General features: G+C 36.9%; 14 protein-coding genes. 7 read left to right on the plus strand and 7 right to left on the minus strand.

Annotated features, from left to right (window positions below; genetic code table 11):
- Positions 1-122 precede the first annotated feature (122 nt).
- The 5 genes from adk (at position 123) to GWI59_RS05115 (ending at position 5,800) form a co-directional block, all read left to right on the plus strand.
- Complete coding sequence (adk, locus tag GWI59_RS05095) at positions 123-767, plus strand: adenylate kinase (protein WP_006534026.1); 645 nt, start codon at positions 123-125, stop codon at positions 765-767.
- A 161-nt stretch (positions 768-928) separates the two neighbouring features.
- Positions 929-1,909, plus strand: a complete 981-nt coding sequence (gene hemH, locus GWI59_RS05100) for a ferrochelatase (protein WP_109848346.1) — start codon at positions 929-931, stop codon at positions 1,907-1,909.
- A gap of 163 nt (positions 1,910-2,072) precedes the next feature.
- Complete coding sequence (gene wzz(fepE), locus GWI59_RS05105; RefSeq protein ID WP_072065109.1) at positions 2,073-3,191, plus strand: LPS O-antigen length regulator Wzz(fepE); 1,119 nt, start codon at positions 2,073-2,075, stop codon at positions 3,189-3,191.
- 103 nt (positions 3,192-3,294) lie between these two features.
- Entirely contained in the window at positions 3,295-4,605 is a 1,311-nt protein-coding gene (locus GWI59_RS05110; protein ID WP_109400182.1) for an inosine/guanosine kinase, read from the plus strand.
- 172 nt (positions 4,606-4,777) lie between these two features.
- Complete coding sequence (locus GWI59_RS05115; protein WP_109848345.1) at positions 4,778-5,800, plus strand: DUF481 domain-containing protein; 1,023 nt, start codon at positions 4,778-4,780, stop codon at positions 5,798-5,800.
- Positions 5,801-5,955: 155 nt separating this feature from the next.
- Here the strand turns inward: GWI59_RS05115 and GWI59_RS05120 are convergent, their stop codons facing one another.
- The gene (locus GWI59_RS05120; RefSeq protein WP_161724149.1) at positions 5,956-6,891 is read right to left on the minus strand and encodes a GlxA family transcriptional regulator; all 936 of its coding nucleotides are present in this window, start codon (positions 6,889-6,891) and stop codon (positions 5,956-5,958) included.
- Positions 6,892-7,029: 138 nt separating this feature from the next.
- On the opposite strand from GWI59_RS05120, the gene GWI59_RS05125 reads away from it, so the two are divergent.
- Positions 7,030-8,154, plus strand: coding sequence for an alkene reductase (locus GWI59_RS05125; RefSeq protein ID WP_161724151.1), 1,125 nt, complete (start codon positions 7,030-7,032; stop codon positions 8,152-8,154).
- Between the two features lie 118 nt (positions 8,155-8,272).
- On the opposite strand, the gene ybaL is transcribed toward GWI59_RS05125, so the two are convergent.
- Positions 8,273-10,033, minus strand: a complete 1,761-nt coding sequence (ybaL, locus tag GWI59_RS05130; RefSeq protein WP_072065107.1) for a YbaL family putative K(+) efflux transporter — start codon at positions 10,031-10,033, stop codon at positions 8,273-8,275.
- Between the two features lie 210 nt (positions 10,034-10,243).
- Entirely contained in the window at positions 10,244-10,450 is a 207-nt protein-coding gene (locus tag GWI59_RS05135; protein ID WP_006534009.1) for a hypothetical protein, read from the minus strand.
- Positions 10,451-10,927: 477 nt separating this feature from the next.
- Between GWI59_RS05135 and ushA the strand changes: the two genes are divergently transcribed.
- Positions 10,928-12,592: a bifunctional UDP-sugar hydrolase/5'-nucleotidase UshA gene (gene ushA, locus GWI59_RS05140; RefSeq protein WP_109848342.1), complete on the plus strand. Its 1,665-nt coding sequence runs from the start codon at positions 10,928-10,930 to the stop codon at positions 12,590-12,592.
- A gap of 121 nt (positions 12,593-12,713) precedes the next feature.
- Here the strand turns inward: ushA and ybaK are convergent, their stop codons facing one another.
- The 4 genes from ybaK to copA all read right to left on the minus strand — a co-directional run bounded on the left by ybaK (position 12,714) and on the right by copA (position 18,903).
- Positions 12,714-13,193, minus strand: coding sequence for a Cys-tRNA(Pro)/Cys-tRNA(Cys) deacylase YbaK (gene ybaK / locus GWI59_RS05145; protein ID WP_161724153.1), 480 nt, complete (start codon positions 13,191-13,193; stop codon positions 12,714-12,716).
- 23 nt (positions 13,194-13,216) lie between these two features.
- Positions 13,217-14,026 carry a TraB/GumN family protein gene (locus GWI59_RS05150; protein ID WP_161724155.1) on the minus strand — a complete coding sequence of 270 codons (810 nt, stop codon included), beginning with the start codon at positions 14,024-14,026 and terminating at the stop codon, positions 13,217-13,219.
- A gap of 119 nt (positions 14,027-14,145) precedes the next feature.
- Positions 14,146-15,576 (minus strand): YadA C-terminal domain-containing protein, encoded by a 1,431-nt coding sequence (locus GWI59_RS05155; protein ID WP_161724157.1) that lies wholly within the window; start codon positions 15,574-15,576, stop codon positions 14,146-14,148.
- 384 nt (positions 15,577-15,960) lie between these two features.
- Positions 15,961-18,903 (minus strand): copper-exporting P-type ATPase CopA, encoded by a 2,943-nt coding sequence (gene copA, locus GWI59_RS05160; RefSeq protein ID WP_161724159.1) that lies wholly within the window; start codon positions 18,901-18,903, stop codon positions 15,961-15,963.
- Between the last annotated feature and the right edge of the window lies 1 nt (position 18,904).

Consider the following 18,904-nt stretch of genomic DNA (forward strand, 5'->3'; position numbering starts at 1 on the left):
TTTTTCGATAAAAATAAAATGCAATCGCTACCGTGATTTCTTGAGCGATGACCTCACAAAATGGTATGGTAATGCGTTTTCGAGTTTAAATATAAAAAATTAAATGCAAGGGGATTTACGCGATGCGTATCATTCTGCTAGGCGCTCCAGGCGCTGGTAAAGGCACTCAGGCTCAATTCATTAAAGAAAACTATGGTATCCCACAGATTTCAACTGGTGATATGTTACGTGCGGCAGTAAGTTCAGGTTCAGAACTAGGACTGAAAGCAAAAGCACTGATGGACAATGGCCAGTTAGTTACAGATGAATTAGTTATTGCGTTAGTTAAAGAGCGCATCAAACAAGACGATTGCCGTAATGGTTTCTTGTTGGATGGGTTCCCAAGAACAATTCCACAAGCTGATGCAATGAAAGAAGCAGGTATCAATGTGGATTTCGTACTGGAATTTGCTGTACCTGATGACATCATTGTTGAGCGTATCATTGGTCGTCGTGTTCACGCACCATCAGGTCGTGTTTATCATGTGAAATTTAATCCACCTAAAGTGGAAAATCGTGATGATGTGACGGGTGAAGAATTAACAACACGTAAAGATGACCAAGAAGAAACCGTTCGTAAACGTTTAGTTGAATACCATACTCAAACAGCACCGTTAGTTTCTTATTATCAAAATGAAGCTAAAGCAAGCAATGCGAAATACTTCAAAGTTGATGGTACACAAAAAGTAAGCGAAATTAACGCTGAACTGAAAAGTATCCTTGGCTAATTTGTCATTGTGATGATTAATCCCGGTTGAGCCGGGATTTTTTTTATCTCTAGGAAAAGGTAAAAAGTCCGATCCAATAAATTGACAAGCACAATCTATTATTTTCCTTTATTCTTCTACACTTTGGTTATCCTAATAAAATAACTCTAAGGAGTCATAGTATGAATGATGCTAAGTATGGTGTTCTTTTGGTTAATCTTGGCACACCTGATGCGCCGACAACGGGGGCTGTTCGACGTTATTTAGCACAATTTCTTAGCGATCCTCGTGTTGTTGATGTTTCTCCTTTGATTTGGAAACCAATATTACAAGGGGTGATATTACCGTTTCGTTCACCTAAAGTAGCTAAGTTATATCAACAGATTTGGATGGATGAGGGGTCTCCTCTTTTAGTTTATAGCCGAGCGCAACAACGTGCTGTTGCGCAGCGATTATCTAATATTCCCGTGGAGTTAGGGATGTGTTACGGTAATCCATCCCTAAATGAAGGGGTTGAAAAGCTATTACAACAAGGTGTTGAGAACATTATTTTGTTACCACTTTATCCTCAATACTCTTGCTCGACTTCTGCTGCGGTATTTGATGGTGTCAGCCGAATTTTTAAAGACATGCGTACAATACCCTCTCTTCACTTTATTCGTAGTTATCCTACACATCCGCTTTATATCAAAGCACTTGTCACCTCTATTGAGAAAAGCTTTCAGCAATATGGTAAACCTGATCGTTTAATTCTCTCTTTCCACGGTATTCCGGAGCGTTTTATCAAAACGGGGGATATTTATTATGATGAGTGTTGTCTCACAACCGAAAAACTAAAAGCACAATTAGAAGAGCAGTTAGGTTATCCTAAAGAACAGGTTATGTTGACATTTCAATCACGCTTTGGTCGTGAACCTTGGCTATCACCTTATACAGATAAAACGATGGAAAAGCTGGGAAGTGAAGGGGTTGAACATGTGCAGGTTGTATGCCCAGGATTTTCATCTGATTGTTTGGAAACATTAGAAGAAATTAATGAACAGAACCGAGAGTTCTTTATTCATGGTGGTGGCAAACAGTACGAATATATTCCGGCGTTAAATGCTGAACCTGAGCATATTGACTTGCTAGAAGCGATGATCCGAGAGGTATGCAAAAAATAATTACTGAATTCGATAAATAAAATTATCGGATTTGATGATATATTAATTTGATCATATTTCAGTTATATATAAACTTATCTTTTCTCATTTTTTAAGTCTTTTAGTGGAAATCACTAAAAGTGCTGATAAACGGACACTGCATTACATAAATTTAGGCAGGAAAATGAATAGTAAGCTTTCAAAACCACAATCTTCAGAAATTGATAAAGGACACTTTGACGATTTCTATCTAAAACAGAATGATGAAATCGATCTTTTTGAATTATTTTCTGTTATTTATAAATCAAAGTTTGTCATTATTGGTATCACGTTATTATTTGCTATCGTTGGCTTTACTGTTGCAAGCTTTTTACCACAAAAATGGACTAGCCAAGCTGCAATTACCAAGCCAATGCTGGATGAAATGAAGCAATTAAGAGCAACATTGACTGAGCTTAGCTTAGTGGATGTTGATACTGGTGTGAATGGTTCATCTGTTTATCAAAAGTTTATTAATAACTATAACTCTCGTGTTTTACGTGAAGAATATTTAGTTAGCACTGACTACTACAAAAGCTTACTGGCAAAAATGGAAGAACCAACGCCATTGGATAAGCGTAGATTAATTGAAAATATCGTAACGAAAGATATTAATTTAAAATCATCGGATAGCAAGAATAGTGATGAAGAATTTAGTGGGGAAATTAATTTAAGCTTTACCGCCCCAACGCCTGAAGAAGCTTACGATTTGCTTTCTGGTTATATTCGTTTTATTTCTACCAAAGTACGAATGGAAGTAAAAGACGAAATTGATGATCAAATTGAGCGTAAATTAAGTTTTGCGAAAAAAGCTTATGAAATGGATTTAGAGCGTATCGCTAATGCGCGTAATGTAAATGTGCAACGCTTAAAATATGCGTTAGAAATCGCAAATGCCGCTGGGGTTAAAAAACCAATTTCCAGTGAAGGTGCACAAATTAAAGATGACCCTGATTATTCTATTGCCATGGGTTCTGATGCATTAAGTAGTAAATTGGCGATCACAGAAGCTATCACTGATCCAACCACAGTAAGCTCTGATCTGAAAAACCGTTTATATAACATGAAGCAGTTAGAAAAAGTGAAATTAGATGAGCTTCAATTTGTACCCTTCAAATATATGTTGAAGCCTTACGAACCGACTAAAAAAGATGCGCCTAAACGCGCTCTGATTTTAGTTGGCGCCGCTTTTGTTGGTTTCATTCTGTCTGTTATGGGTGTTTTACTGAGCTATATGGCAAGAAGCCGTCGTAAAACCGCATAAAAATATCTTTAAATAAGTAGGTGTACTGACGTACACCTACTGTCTCTCCCATAATATTGTGTTAACATTGCGCATCTTTTTTAGCTGTGTAGCATCGTTCACAATGAAATTCCCTGGCAAACGAAAATCCAAACACTATTTTCCCGTTAGTTTACGAGATCCTCTATTACAACCCATCATCAATATGACGGAGAGTGAATCTTCGCGCGCTTATATTGTCGGCATTGACCAAACACTGGTGGATATCGAAGCGAAAGTTGATGAGGCATTTATTACCCGTTATAACTTGAGTCAGGGACACTCTCTTGTTATTGAAGATGATGTCGCAGAGGCACTTTATCGTGAATTAACAGACAATAATCTGATAACACACGAATTTGCTGGCGGTACGATTGGTAATACGCTACATAACTACTCTGTATTAGCTGATGATCGTTCTGTGTTATTAGGTACTATGTGTAATAACATTCAGATTGGTAGCTATGCTTATCGTTATTTATGTAACACATCTAGCCGTACTGATCTTAATTACCTCCAAGGTGTTGATGGTGCAATTGGTCGCTGTTTTACGCTGATCACGGAAAATGGCGAACGTACATTTGCGATTAGCCCTGGTCAAATGAACCAACTTAAACCAGAAAGTATTCCGGAAGAGGTGATTGCAGAAGCTTCTGCGTTGGTATTAACGGCTTACTTAGTTCGCTGTAAACCGGGTGAACCGATGCCGTTAGCAACCATGAAAGCGATTGAGTATGCGAAAAAATATGATGTACCTGTGGTTCTTACGCTGGGTACAAAATATGTTATTGCAGATGATCCACAATGGTGGCGTGATTTCTTAAAAGAGCATGTTTCTGTTGTCGCAATGAACGAAGATGAAGCTTTTGAATTAACAGGACATGCTGATCCTCTGTTAGCTTCCGATGCTGCTTTAGAATGGGTTGATTTAGTGTTGTGTACTGCAGGGCCTGCTGGGCTTTATATGGGCGGTTATACAGAACACAACTTTAAGCGCCAAACCTCACATCCTTTATTACCCGGTGCTATTGCTGAATTTAATCGTTATGAATTTAGTCGTGCAATGCGTCGTAAAGATTGTGAAGAGCCAGAGAAAGTCTATTCTCATATTGAACCTTATATGGGTGGCCCTGAAAAAATCATGAATACGAATGGTGCGGGTGATGCGGCATTATCAGCATTACTGCATGATATTACAGCGAATAGCTATCATCGCATCAATGTGCCAAATTCAAGTAAGCATCCTCGCACTTATTTAACTTATTCATCGTTAGCACAAGTCTGTAAATATGCTAACCGAGTGAGTTATCAAGTGCTAAGTCAGCATTCTCCGCGCTTAACACGTGGCTTGCCTGAAAAAGAAGACAGCTTAGAAGAAGCTTATTGGGAGCGTTAAATACATCTATCAACACGCTATAATACATTACTTTATAATTTGTCTTAATAATTCATCTTATTAAGACTATTTCAATACACAAGAGTAATTAATCAATTATATAGGTTAGTTATCTTGTGTATTTTTATATCCCTGACTACAGTTATAAAGACTTAAATAAAGGGGAATATAGATGCACAAGAGTATAAGTTTTTTATTTTTAGTTTTATTTTCTGCTGGAGCATGTGCTGATAATATATATTTAAAGAATGGTGATGAAATATCGGGCACTATTTCTATTATTGACAGTAATAGAATCCTTGTGAAAACAGATTATGCTGGTGAAATAAGGATTAACCTTGATAATGTCAAATCTTTTACGGTAAATACACCATCGTTAATAAAAAATGCAACCTTTTCAAAGTGGACATCAATAAATTCAATTGAGAGTTCATCTGAGGGGGAAATTACATTAATAACCGATAATAATAAAGAAAGAGTGCCAATTAATGACTCTTTAGTCTTAAGTAAAGATAAAGTAGATAATAAATTAAGTGCAGTATCGATAGATAATAAAATAACAGGAAGCTTAAATGCAGGAGCTTCTTATAATAAAGGCTCTTCTACTAATGAGAAATACTCGGTAGATGGGAATCTCAATATTGCTAATGATATATGGCGTCAAAATTTTACTGGTGCGATGTTACGTAATAAAGATGATAGTAATGTAAGTACTTATTACTATAATTTAGGTTATGATCTTGACCGCTTTATAACACCTTCATTTTTCTGGCGTGGTTATGTCAGTTACCAACATGACTGGGTTGAGGATATTAAAGAAAAGGCAGGAGTTGGTACGGGCCCAGGTTGGCAAGTATGGGATGATGAATTAAGCTCATTATCTTTTACTACTTTATTAAGTTATCAAAACTTAAAATACCGTTATGATGGGGATGCTAATTACTTACAAGGTGCTTTAGGTTGGGATTATAACCAACATCTTTTTGCTAAAAAAGTAACTGCTTATACCAAAGGTCGTATTGGTCGTAGTTTTGATAACGATGTTAGCCTTGATTTAAATGCGCGAATTGGTCTTATGTATAATGTCACTGATAGTATTAATCTTAATGCCAATATTGTGAAAGAAAAGACAAAAGGTGATAAAGCGGATTCAAGTAATACCAATTATACCTTTGGTGTCGGTTATCGCTGGTAATAAAGATAAATAGCCGTACTGAAAGAAATGATAAAAGCCATACCTTAATTAAAACTGTCCAATAAACTGGGGTCAGTTCATTTCAAGGAGTGGCTTTTTTATAACGTCTGAATTCGTCCTAAATAAGGTTGACACTTTTTAGGACTAGCTAGCTATTATTGATGAAAGATACGTTGGATAGTTTGTGGTGATTGATCAAAAGCTCTTAAAAAAGCTTGTCGCATACGTTCTCTATCACCAAAACCTGTCTCTCTCGCGATAATTTCTAATGAATTCATTGTGGTCTCTATTCTCATTCTCGCTTCTTCAACGCGTAATTGCTCAATGGCTTTTGCGGGTGATTGTCCTGTTTCACTTTTAAATATACGGCTAAATTGCCTTGGGCTGAGATTAGCAATTTGAGCAAGGGTTTCAACAGAGAGATCGCCATTGATATTTTCTTTTGCGTAAGCGAGTGTTTTTTGTATCCGATCGGTTTTTGCATCAAGATCAAGTAGTGCTGAAAATTGGGATTGTGCACTTCCTCGGCGATGATATAACACTAATTTTCTCGCAATATTTCGAGCTAACTCCTGCCCAAAGTCGTTTTCAACCATTGCTAAGGCGAGATCAATACCTGCAGACATACCCGCAGATGTCCAGATGTTGTCATCAATAATAAAAATTTTATCTTCTTCTAAAATTACATCAGGAAAATCTTGCCTAAATTTTTTTGCATGTAACCAGTGGGTAGTTACTCGCTTATTTTTCAGTAAACCTGCTTTTGCTAATAAAAAAGCACCAGAGCAAACAGAAGCCATTCGGCGTGTATTCACACTAATATCTTTTAGTATTGATATTAGCGTATCAGAGCCAAAGCCTGCGCGGTAATCTCCTGAGATTATCAGTGTGTCATAGTCAGATGTAGGAAGTAAGGGGGCACTGTCAACGGTAATGCCGTAGGATGCATGGATCAACCCGCCTTGATCTGAATAGACTTGGAAATCATATAATTTTTGTTGCGAGAGTAAATTTGCATATTCAAAAACACTCGCCACTGAAAGGCTAAAGGATTGGAAATGGGGATAAACAATTAATCCTATTTTTAACATGTGTCACCTCAAGGCGCTCGTTTGTTAATTTCTTCTTTTCATCTTACCACGATGTCCTAAATCATTGTATATATGTCATTGAGGTCATTTAAAGGTGGGGCTAACATTCAAACATACTTTTTAAAGGAGTGGTTACAGATGAAAAATAGTCTTTTATTTGAGCCCGTAAAATTGGGACGTCATCAATTAAGAAATAGAATAGTTTTACCGCCATTAACACGTTCAAGAAGCTCTCAACCTGGCAATATTCCTAATGAACTGATGGCTACTTATTATGCTCAACGAGCAGGTGCGGGACTAATGGTCACAGAAGGGACACAAATTGAGCCAAGAGGTCAAGGATATGCTTGGACTCCAGGTATTTATAGTCCAGAACAAATTGAAGGCTGGAAAAAAATAACACAAGCAGTACATGATAAAGGCAGTGTTATTTTTGCTCAGCTTTGGCATGTAGGACGTGTATCACACACTTCGTTACAACCTCACGGTGATGCGCCTATCAGTGCTTCTGATATACCAGCTAAGGGTGTTAAGGTCTTTATCGAAACAGCGCCACACCAAGGTGCTTTGGTTGATCCTTCAATCCCAAGAGCGCTAACGACAGACGAAGTAAAACAAGTGGTTCAGCTTTATGCGCAAGCTGCACGTAATGCAATGGATGCGGGTTTTGATGGCGTTGAAATTCACAGCGCTAATGGTTATTTAGTGAATCAATTTATTTCATCACAAAGTAATAATCGTGATGATGAATATGGTGGATCACTCAAAAATCGTCTGCGTTTTTTAAAAGAAATTGTTGAAACCGTATCGAAAGAGATTGGCTCAGAAAATTTAGGTGTTCGTTTTTCTCCTCTGTTTTCAAGTACAAAAGAGGAGCGGGTTTATCTGGGAATTGTTGAGGATGATCCTCGTGAAACGTACATCGAAGCGGTAAAAATTTTAGAAGATAGTCATGTTGCTTATCTGTCAATCGCAGAAGCTGATTGGGATAATGCGCCTGAAATGCCGATAGATTTTCGTAAAGATATCCGTCAAATTTTTAGTGGTGCTATTTTTTATGCTGGGCGCTATACAGCAGAACGTGCAATAAAACTTATTAAAGAGGGTTTGGCTGATATGATTGCATTTGGCCGTCCTTTTATTGCTAATCCTGATTTACCCGAACGTATTGCGCATAATTGGCAATTAAATAATGTTGATCATACTTCTCTTTATGGGGGGGATGCTAAAGGATATACAGATTATCCAGCCTATAAAGAATAAGTATTATTAATGTGCTTTACTCTTTTATTCCCGTTATTAAAAATAACCCCTCAAGTAATAAATGACTTAAGGGGTTATTAGCAAGTAAACTTAGTGAACTTTAAGCCACCATGCTGAGTTATTGCGCTGCACTAGGTGCAATGATTTGTTGACCATTTTCAGGTGTATCATCAATAGCACAACCAAATTCGACTTCTTTAATTAGCATATCCGCCATGGCAGATGCCGTTTGATCTTCATCGATAACGACGTGATTTGCACCTTTCTCAAGGATAAAAGAAGCTTCTTCATCATAGTTAGCACGCACGATAATATCGTCAAAATGAGCACGAACAATGATATTTAAATCAGGGTTCATACTTCTTGCTGTTTCGGCGATATCAGCTGCTTCATAACCATTAGGTATCGTCAGTAATAAAGATTTAGCACAATCAATACGGGCTAAAGCAAGTGACTCTTTGGTTGATGCATTACCCAGCACTGTGTTTAAACTTTTTTCTTTTAATTCAGCGAATTTGTTACGGCTATTTTCGATAATAACTAATGGGATAGATTGAGCTAATAATTTTTCAGCAAGCATACTTCCCGCGCGACCATAACCGACGATAATAGCGTGACCACAAATATCAACAGGGACGGGCATCTCTTCTTCTAGCTCTTCTTGTTGTAGTTGTTCTACTTCTTCTTTGGTTTCTGTTTTTGCCAGATAACGGTCTAATAAAGAGAACAGCACTGGGTTTAGCATAATAGAGACTAAAGCACCAGCTAACACCAGATTACGAGCATCTGGTTCCAAAACGTTTAGTGCCACACCGAGGCCCGCAAGAATAAAGGCAAACTCACCAATTTGCGCAAGGCTGACTGAAATGGTTAAGGCAGTACGTCGGGAATGTCCAAACATTCGTACAAGGAGTAATGCAGCTACTGATTTACCAATAATAATGATAGCCAGCGTTGCTAAGATGCCGAGAGGATGTTCAATTAATACCATTGGGTCAAACAACATACCGACAGACACAAAGAACAGAACTGCGAAAGCATCTCTCAGTGGTAAAGTATCTTGAGCCGCTCTGTGGCTTAATTCAGACTCGTTAAGCACCATACCGGCAAAGAATGCCCCTAATGCGAAGGAAGCATCAAATAAAGTTACAGCACCATAAGCGATACCTAAAGCAAGGGCGAGTACACTCAATGTAAATAACTCACGAGAGCCTGTTGCTGCGGTTTTGGCTAAAATCCAAGGAATAAGTTTACGACCAACAATCATCATGATTAAGATAAAGGCAACGACTTTACCGATAGTGATGCCTAAATTGATCATCAGTTGAGAAACATTGGTTTGATCGCTACTTTCCAGCATATTGGCAATAGCAGGGAGTAGTACAAGAGCTAACACCATAGCTAAGTCTTCAACAATCAACCAACCAATAGCAATTTGACCTCGTTGGCTATCAATCAGGCCTCTTTCTTCAAGTGCGCGTAAAAGTACAACGGTACTTGCTGTTGATAGACATAAACCGAATACAATGCCACTAAATAAACCCCAGCCAAAAAATGCTGATAATCCTAATCCTAATAGTGTTGCTACTGCAATTTGAGCAATAGCACCCGGAATAGCGATGGCTTTTACTGCCATTAGATCTTTTAATGAAAAGTGTAAACCTACGCCAAACATTAGCAGAATAACGCCAATTTCAGCGAGTTCAGGAGCGAGAGAGGTATCAGCAACAAAGCCGGGAGTAAATGGGCCAGCGAGTACGCCTGCAGCAAGATATCCTACTAAAGGTGAAATTTTTAGCCGTTGAGCGATCATGCCTAAAATATAAGCAAGTGCTAATCCACCAACAATGGTGGTAATGAGAGGTGTTGAATGCGGCATCAATTCTCCTTCTTTTTATAAAACTACATGTATCGAGGGGCGAGTAATATAGCAGGCTGATAGTTTAACGTATTCATGCAATAAATTCGCTAAAAATTATCGATTATTTATAAAAATAGCAAGTTTATTGAGTTTTTTAATGCAAATGCACTTTTCTATGTTATTTTAATTAGTCTTACCTTTTGAAGTAAGAAATACTCTGTTTTCAGTTCATTTTGGTAACAGAGGTGATAACAAGTTATTCAGCTTTATCGACCCAATATTAGTAAGAAGAGTGATAAAAACACCTAATAGTGGGAGATAGGCTAAGATATGATAGACATATTCAATACTATTCTGATCCATAATATATCCTAAGGCCTCAGCACTCATTTCATTCATCCTAAAAGCAACTCCGAAGAAACGCTCTGGAATCATACTCTTCTCACCTAAAACTAACTATTGAGCATAAATTAAGATAGCAGAAAATGCTGAAGCAAAAATCACACCAATGAGTCTTACATGTAAATATTGCTTTCCTATTTAGTGCATAGGGTTGTTTTTTCTGAGTGTCTTGCTGAATTTTATACCGACGGCTAATTAGTAATAGCACTACAATCGCCAGCAACTTAGTAAGAGAGAATCAACGGGTATTTACTTTCTTTTTTTATATTACATTTTGGTAAATTATTTCTATTTTTATTAGTCTACTTTACATCTATTTGGAGTTGAGTGCTTTTGTGAGAAATAGAGTTTGATTCATGTCTCAAAAAAACTATCGGATCAATGAAATAATAAAAAAATTATATAACCTACATCATAAAATACAGCAAAAGTATTTAACTTCTGTCTTCTTTTTCTACTGTAGATACATGGCAGAACTTTCTCAATAAATAATATACATGGGGATATACCATGAGCTTATCTTTTAAATTATCAGCATGCGCTTTGACCGTTTCTTTAGCTATGGCGCCGGCGTTGTCTCAGGCATGGGAAAAGGATAAAACCTACGAAATTACCATTTTGCATACCAATGATCACCATGGCCATTTTTGGCATAACGATCGTGGAGAATATGGTTTAGCTGCACAAAAAACGGTTGTTGATAACATTCGTGATGAAGTTGCTAAAAAAGGCGGTAGCGTACTGTTGTTATCAGGTGGTGATATCAATACGGGTGTTCCAGAATCTGATTTACAAGATGCCGAGCCTGATTTTAAAGGGATGAATCTTGTGGGCTATGATGCAATGGCTCTGGGTAATCATGAATTCGATAATCCATTAGATGTTTTGCGCCAACAAGAAAAATGGGCAACATTCCCATTTTTATCTGCGAATATTTATCAAAAAAGTACGGGTGAACGTTTATTCAAGCCTTACACTATTTTTGATAAGCAAGGTGTAAAAATTGCCGTATTAGGCTTAACGACTGATGATACTGTGCGTATTGGTAACCCAGCAAATTTCCCTGATACAGAATTCCGCAAACCTTCTGATGAGGCTAAAAAAGTTGTAGAAGAACTGCGTACAACAGAAAAGCCAGACATTATTATCGCTGCAACCCATATGGGTCACTATGATAATGGTAATCACGGTTCTAACGCACCGGGTGATGTGGAAATGGCGCGTGCCTTACCAAAAGGCTACCTTGATATGATTGTGGGCGGTCACTCACAAGATCCTGTTTGTATGTCTCAAGAGAACAAAAACTACAAACAAGCTGATTATGTACCAGGAACGCCTTGTGCGCCTGATAATCAAAATGGTACATGGATTGTTCAGGCTCATGAATGGGGTAAATATGTTGGTCGTGCAGATTTCGAATTCCGTAATGGTGAATTCACGTTAAAGCATTACCAATTAATTCCAATCAACTTAAATCAAAAAGTGAAGAAAGACGACGGTACAACCGAGCTTGTTTACTATACAGAAGAAATTCCTCATAACCCTGAAATGATGAAATTGCTGACACCTTACCAAGAAAAAGGGGGTGAGCAACTGAATATTAAAGTGGGTGAAGTTGTTGGTAAATTAGAAGGTGATCGTAGTAAAGTTCGCTTTGTTCAGACCAATATGGCGCGTCTATTATTATCCGCTCAAGCTGAACGTGCGAACGCAGACTTTGCCATTATGAGTGGTGGTGGTGTGCGTGATTCAATTGAATCTGGTGATATCACTTATAAAGACGTATTAAAAGTTCAACCTTTTGCTAACGAACTGGTTTATGTTGATTTTAAAGGTGAAGAAGTCGAGCCTTATTTGTCAGCAGTTGCATGTATGAAAGTTGACTCTGGCGCTTATGCTCAATTCTACAATGTTAGCTTAACAGTAGATACAGACTGTAAAGTTAGCGATGTTAAAATTGCAGGCAAGCCATTGGATAAAACAAAATCTTACCGTATGGCAACACTAAACTTTAACGGCATTGGTGGTGATGGTTATCCTAAGATTGATACTCATCCGGGCTATGTTAATACAGGGTTTGTTGATGCTGAAGTCTTAAAAGGTTATATCGAAGCGCACTCTCCATTGAAAGCCGCAGATTTCGAACCTAAAGGCGAAATTGTTTATAAAAAATAAGTTTTATCAATAATACTTATATAGATAAAAGGCGACATTTTATGTCGCCTTTTATCTTTGGCCTTAATCACGTTAATTTCTTATTTTGAGGATAAGCCTTAAAATAAAAAATCATTCATAATTATGACTCTTTACGAATAAGTGCAAATTGTGCACTTAACACAACACCTAAATCTTTTGCAGATAACTCAATGTCTAAGCCTCGTTTACCACCAGAAACGAAGATAGTGTCAAATTCAAGTGCTTGTTCATCAATCACTGTTGGTAGGCGTTTTTTCTGACCTAATGGGCTTATTCCACCCACTAAATAACCCGTGACCTTTTGTGCAATTTGTGGATCTGCCATATCAGCTTTTTTGGCTTTAAAGCACTTAGCAACCAGTTTTAAATCTAACTGACCAGAAACTGGTGTTACTGCAACAGCAAGATTTTTAGCATCACTATTTAAAGCAACCAACAGTGTTTTAAATACTTGGCGATTATCTAAACCTAATTTTTCAACGGCTTCATCACCAAAATTATGCACATTCGCATCATGTTCATAAGGATGAAGAGTAAATTTAATTTTTTGTTTTTCCAGTAAATTGACAGCGGGAGTCATAGTTATTCCTAATCATAATGTTTTTATGATTGATGTGTTAGTAAATCAATCAGATTCTCTTCACCAAATAAATGAAGAGCTCCTACAGTTACCACATAACGTCCAGCCGGTAATTTTGATAATATGCTTACCCATTTTTGGTTACGGCTTTCCATTAAAATATCAAATACAGCTTTACTAAAGGTATTCGGTAAAGGCGGTTGTTTTTCTTGACCATTATAATTTAACCACCAATTGATCATGATTTGCAATGTACGTGCATTATCGTGCCAATTTTTTAGTGTATCTTCGAGTAATTGCTGACCATCATCAGGGAAATTCAATAATAATGCGACCTGATCCTCAATACCTTCAAGTTCTATAATGTTTTTTTTGTGCTCATTAGCATATTGAATGACCTGGTAATCAATGCCGTATTGCGGTTGCAATCCAAGTTGCATTGCTTGGGTAGATTGTAAAATCAATGCAATTTGCCAAAGTGGTTTATTCTCAAGTTGATAAAGTGAGAGGGCGAGATCTTCACAGTGACATGTGACTTGAGAAAAAAGAGAGTTATTTAAGCGTGTTTCTAGCGACTTTCTAAAAAGAGATGCTTGATCAAAAGGTTGTACGTCTGTGGAAATATCGGCTTCAACAATAATAGCATTTGCATTTTTTATTTCGTTGAGTAGCGCATTAGAAAGTGGTGACATTGTGGGCACGCCCATATGGATACTGCCAACAAGGTGTAAAGAGATATTATTAGGTAGTGTAATATCAACAGCAGGGTAAGGATAATGAGAAGCTTGTTTTATATTGATCCATTCTTTAAGTTTCTGAAAAATACCCGCCATTTGATATGCTCCTTTAAGTGTCGATCACTAAGCTCAGCATAACGGATTTTTAATGTAATGAAACAGTGAAAACTAAGTATTTACTTAGCTTTCACTTTGTTTACTTTATTGCGTTAATATTACCAGCTGATCCCAATCCCCCCAGCTGAAACAAAATTATTTGAGTCATTCCACGCAGTAGAGGCTCTTACTTTAATATTTTCATTGACACGATATTGCATCCCCCAAGCAAGGGCGGTGGCATTACGATAATTACCAATACCAATAGCTGTGCTGAATGTTGCTGTGTCAGTAAAAGGCAAATTACTCATTGCTGCAACAGATGCAATACCTTGATTGGCACGTTTTTCAACTTTATAAAAGCGATTATTAGTTTCATGTTTAAAGTGTTTAAATTTGCTATCAAGTTTATTTATATCATCTCTAGCAATTGAATTTTCTATATATAATTTACCAAAGTGATCTTTAATATTTTTTTCACCAAATTCTTTTATATTTAGATTTTCTAGATATTCAAATTCTAAATGACTAATATGATGTTTGTTCTTTTCTATTTCATCTGTATTAGTTTTGATTTTTTCATTATTATCACTAATGTCTATTTTATTCCTTTTTATTCCGTCACTGTTTGAATTTATTAACTTTTTATTTTCTTCTATTGCTAAATCTTGGATAATATTTTCACCTAATGCTTGGTCTGCTTTTAATGTGTTTTCTACAATATTTGATTTGTTGATGGAGATGGATGATTGATTTTCCTCAATGCTATGTGTGTTATTTTCTATGTTTTCTTTACCTGATTCTAAGGTGTCAATTATTTCATTTGTTTTTATTTCGACATTATTATTCATGATGTAACTACCTAGAGTTATAAGGTTGGTGTTATCAATTTCATTTTTTAAATATTTATCATAAATAATTCTTTCTTCTGGAGTTAAATGGATTTTATCTATTTTTTCATTTAATAGAAGTGATTCAGATAAAAGCATGTCATTCTTTTTTACTTTAATATATAATTGATTTGTATTGTTGTTTTTTATAGCTTCTGTAATCTTATTATCTAATACTAATTGATTTTTTTTAGATATGCTTGATAAGTGTTTTATAATAGATTTTTTTATCTCCTCATCTTGGTGATCTATTATATGTGAATAAAAATTAGAGAAGGCTGCATTATATCCAGGATGTGTCAATTTTAAATGGTTGTCTATACGATTTGTTATTTCTTCAGTTAGATAGAGTGTAAGATTATTATTTTTATCAATATCAAATGAAACATATCTATTAGAAATTACTTTACGGATCATATTTTCTTCTTGATGTTCAACCCCCTTCTCAATATATTTAATAAAATCATCAGTGTCTTTGTTTCTTAGCATTTTTTGTGGAATGGCTATTTTATTATTTGATTTTATAATACTAGGTTCAGAGTTATTATCTCCAGTTATTTCTGAAGGTGAATTTGTAGTGTAATTATTAGCAATTGACCCTTGTGAATATATTATTGAAAATAATAAAATAGTAATTGTATTTCTTTTAATATCCTTCATTTAAAGCTCCTTTATATACTGTGTTTAATTCCTTTTTGATTTTTAAATATATTTTTTATTTTGTTTTTTTTCAATCTTTTTTTAAATGAGCGTAAATATAATTAATTACCAATATGCTTTTATTAAAAAAATAACTTATAAGATAACCAATAAATCTTAATGAAATATTTATAAGATATTGCTATTCTAGCGTTAAGAGGGCGGAGTGATGACTCTCTTGTATAATGAGAAATTCCTCTTTGACTGGCCGATAGTAATATCGGCTTTTTTTTTAACCTTTTGAAAATATTCATAATCATAAGTAAAAATTAGAAATAAGGTAATAAAAAACCTCCTTTATCTGAAGATAAAAGAGGTTTTAATGTTGTGAACAGTGATTAAGTGTTATTGCTTAGGTTTAAAACGCAATAAGCGGTTTGCATTGCTAACTACAGTAATTGAGGATAAGGCCATTGCTGCACCTGCAACTACTGGGTTTAATAATGTTCCCGTGAATGGGTATAAAATACCTGCTGCAATGGGAATACCTAAACTATTGTAAATAAAAGCACCAAATAGATTTTGCTTCATATTACGCAGTGTGCCTTTTGAAATTTCAACGGCATCAGCAACACCATGTAAACTATGACGCATTAACGTGATAGCTGCTGTTTCAATAGCGATATCACTACCACCACCCATTGCAATACCGACATCAGCTTTGGCTAATGCAGGGGCATCGTTAATACCATCCCCGATCATTGCAACACGACGACCTTCAGCTTGAAGGTCAGTAATAGCTTGTGCTTTACCTTCTGGCATCACACCCGCAATAACCTGATCAATACCGGCTTCTTTTGCAATTGCATTTGCTGTAATTGGGTTATCTCCCGTTAACATCACAAGTCGATAACCTTGATGATGTAAACGTTGTAATGCACTTACAGTATCTTCTCTGAGTGGATCGCGAATAGAAAGTAATGCCGCAATTTTACCGTTTTGCGCTAATAAAACAGGCGTAACACCTTTGGCGGCTTGAGAATCAATCAATGAATTAACTTCACTAATATCAATACCTGATTCAACCATCAATTTAGGATTACCTAAAAGTACTGTTTTACCATTAATTTCACCACTTAACCCCATGCCAGCTAATGTGCGAAACTTGTTTACTTCAGGTAAATCAATTCCTTTAGCTCGCGTTAAAATAGCTTTAGCTAATGGGTGATTAGAACCATTTTCCAAAGAGGCAGCCAATGCCAGTGCTTGAGTTTCATCTACTTGATTAAAAGTATGAATATCAGTAGCTTGAGGCATGCCTTCTGTCAGAGTCCCTGTTTTATCAAACACTAAAGTATCTAGCATACTTGCTTGTTGTAGTGCATCGGCATCACGAACTAACACGCCATATTCAGCCGCACGACCGACACCTGAAATAATCGACATAGGTGTTGCCAAACCTAAAGCACAAGGACAAGCGATGATAAGAACAGTTGTGATAATTACTAAGGCATAGGTAATTTGCGGCGATGGGCCAAAGAAATACCAAATAGCACCAGCAATAAGAGCAATAGCTACGACAATGGGGACAAACACACTTGATATTTTATCTGCTAGCTGTCCCATTTCAGGTTTACTACTTTGTGCTTGGCGAACTAATTTAATAATACGAGCAAGTGTTGTTTTACTTCCCACTGCTGCTGCTTTAAATAATACAGAGCCATCTTGAACTGTTGTTCCTGCATGAATAGTGTCACCCACTGCTTTTTGTTGTGGAATGGGCTCGCCTGTCAACATCGCTTCATCCATCCACACTTCACCTTGGATAATTTCACCATCAACGGGTACTTTATCACCTGTTGCTAAACGTAATGTCATTCCTTGTTTAACATCAGCCAATGGCATTTCAACTTCACCGTTTTCAGTGATAACTCTTGCTGTTGGAGGCGTTAAATCTAATAGTCGCTCTAATGCTTTAGATGAACGCTGACGCGCTCTTTGTTCAAGCATATGACCCAGATTGATTAAACCGATGATCATTGCACTGGCTTCATAATAGAGGTGACGCGCTTGAGCTGGAAAAATTTCAGGCCATAAATTTACGGTAATGGAATAGAGCCATGCGGCACCCGTTCCTAATGCCACTAAGGTATCCATTGTGGCACTACGATTTTTTAAGCTCTGCCATGCGCTACGATAAAAATGTCCCCCTGCAACAACCATTACAAACAATGTTGTAATGCCAATGCCTAACCAAATGCTGTGGTTAGCTTCAGTAAGCATCATATTATCGCCGATCATTCCCCAAACCATCACAGGAATACCGACAATTAACGCTAATGCGGCTTGCCAGCGAAAACGTTTCATATTGGCAACAGCAACTTCTTGCTGACGTTCTCTGCGTTTTATATCGTCTTGGATAATTTCAGCACCATAACCGGCTTTTTCGATGGCAGACACAAGTGCATCATGATCGATTTCACCTGTCACTAATGCGCTACGTTCAGCAAGGTTTACACGCACATTTTCAACGCCATCAACGGATTGTAATGCGTTGTGAACCTTGTTTACGCAACTTGCACAGGTCATACCATCAATTAAAAGCTGAACACTGTTGTCATTGTCAGTATTGATTTCAGCGCCATTATCAATATCAGCATTCTCGACTGGAATATCACAAACAGCCGCTGACGATGCTTCCAGTTGTGCATGCGTTTGCGTCAGCGGCTCAGTTTTTGGGAAATCAGTACGCGCTAGTTGTGCTTCGTAACCAGCCTCTGTAACAGCGGTAATTAAGGTTTCAGCGGTTGCAGAACCCGTTACTTTTGCGTGTGTTAATTCAACTTCAGCACTATCAACGCCTGTTGTCGCTTCAAGTGCTTTTTTGACTGAGCCGACACAATGACCACAATTTAAACCAGATAGTGTTAGATGAACTATGTTGTCAGTTGGTGCTAAGTTTGCTTGAAAACCTTCAGCAGTAATCGCTGCAATTAAAGTATCCGCAGCCGCGTCACCAAAAATTTCAGCTGACTCTTTTGTTACATTAACGGCGACAACACCTTCAATGGCTAATAATGCTTTTTCGGTTTTACCGACACACTTCATGCAGTTAAGGCCACTTAGGCTTAATTTTATATCAGGTTGTGTTGCAATTTTAGCTTCATAACCTGCGTCTTCAATTGTTTTGATTAAACTTTCAGCAGTTGCATCACTGTCAATTTTAGCGTATTGAATAGTCACATATGACTGTTCTATATCATTGCGAGCATCAAGTGCTTTTTTTACACTGTTAACACAGTGGGAGCATGAAAGCCCTTGTAATGCGAGTAGCGTAGTTTTTGCCATG

The sequence above is a fragment of the Proteus sp. G2673 genome (assembly GCF_009915125.1).
Taxonomy (GTDB): domain Bacteria; phylum Pseudomonadota; class Gammaproteobacteria; order Enterobacterales; family Enterobacteriaceae; genus Proteus; species Proteus penneri.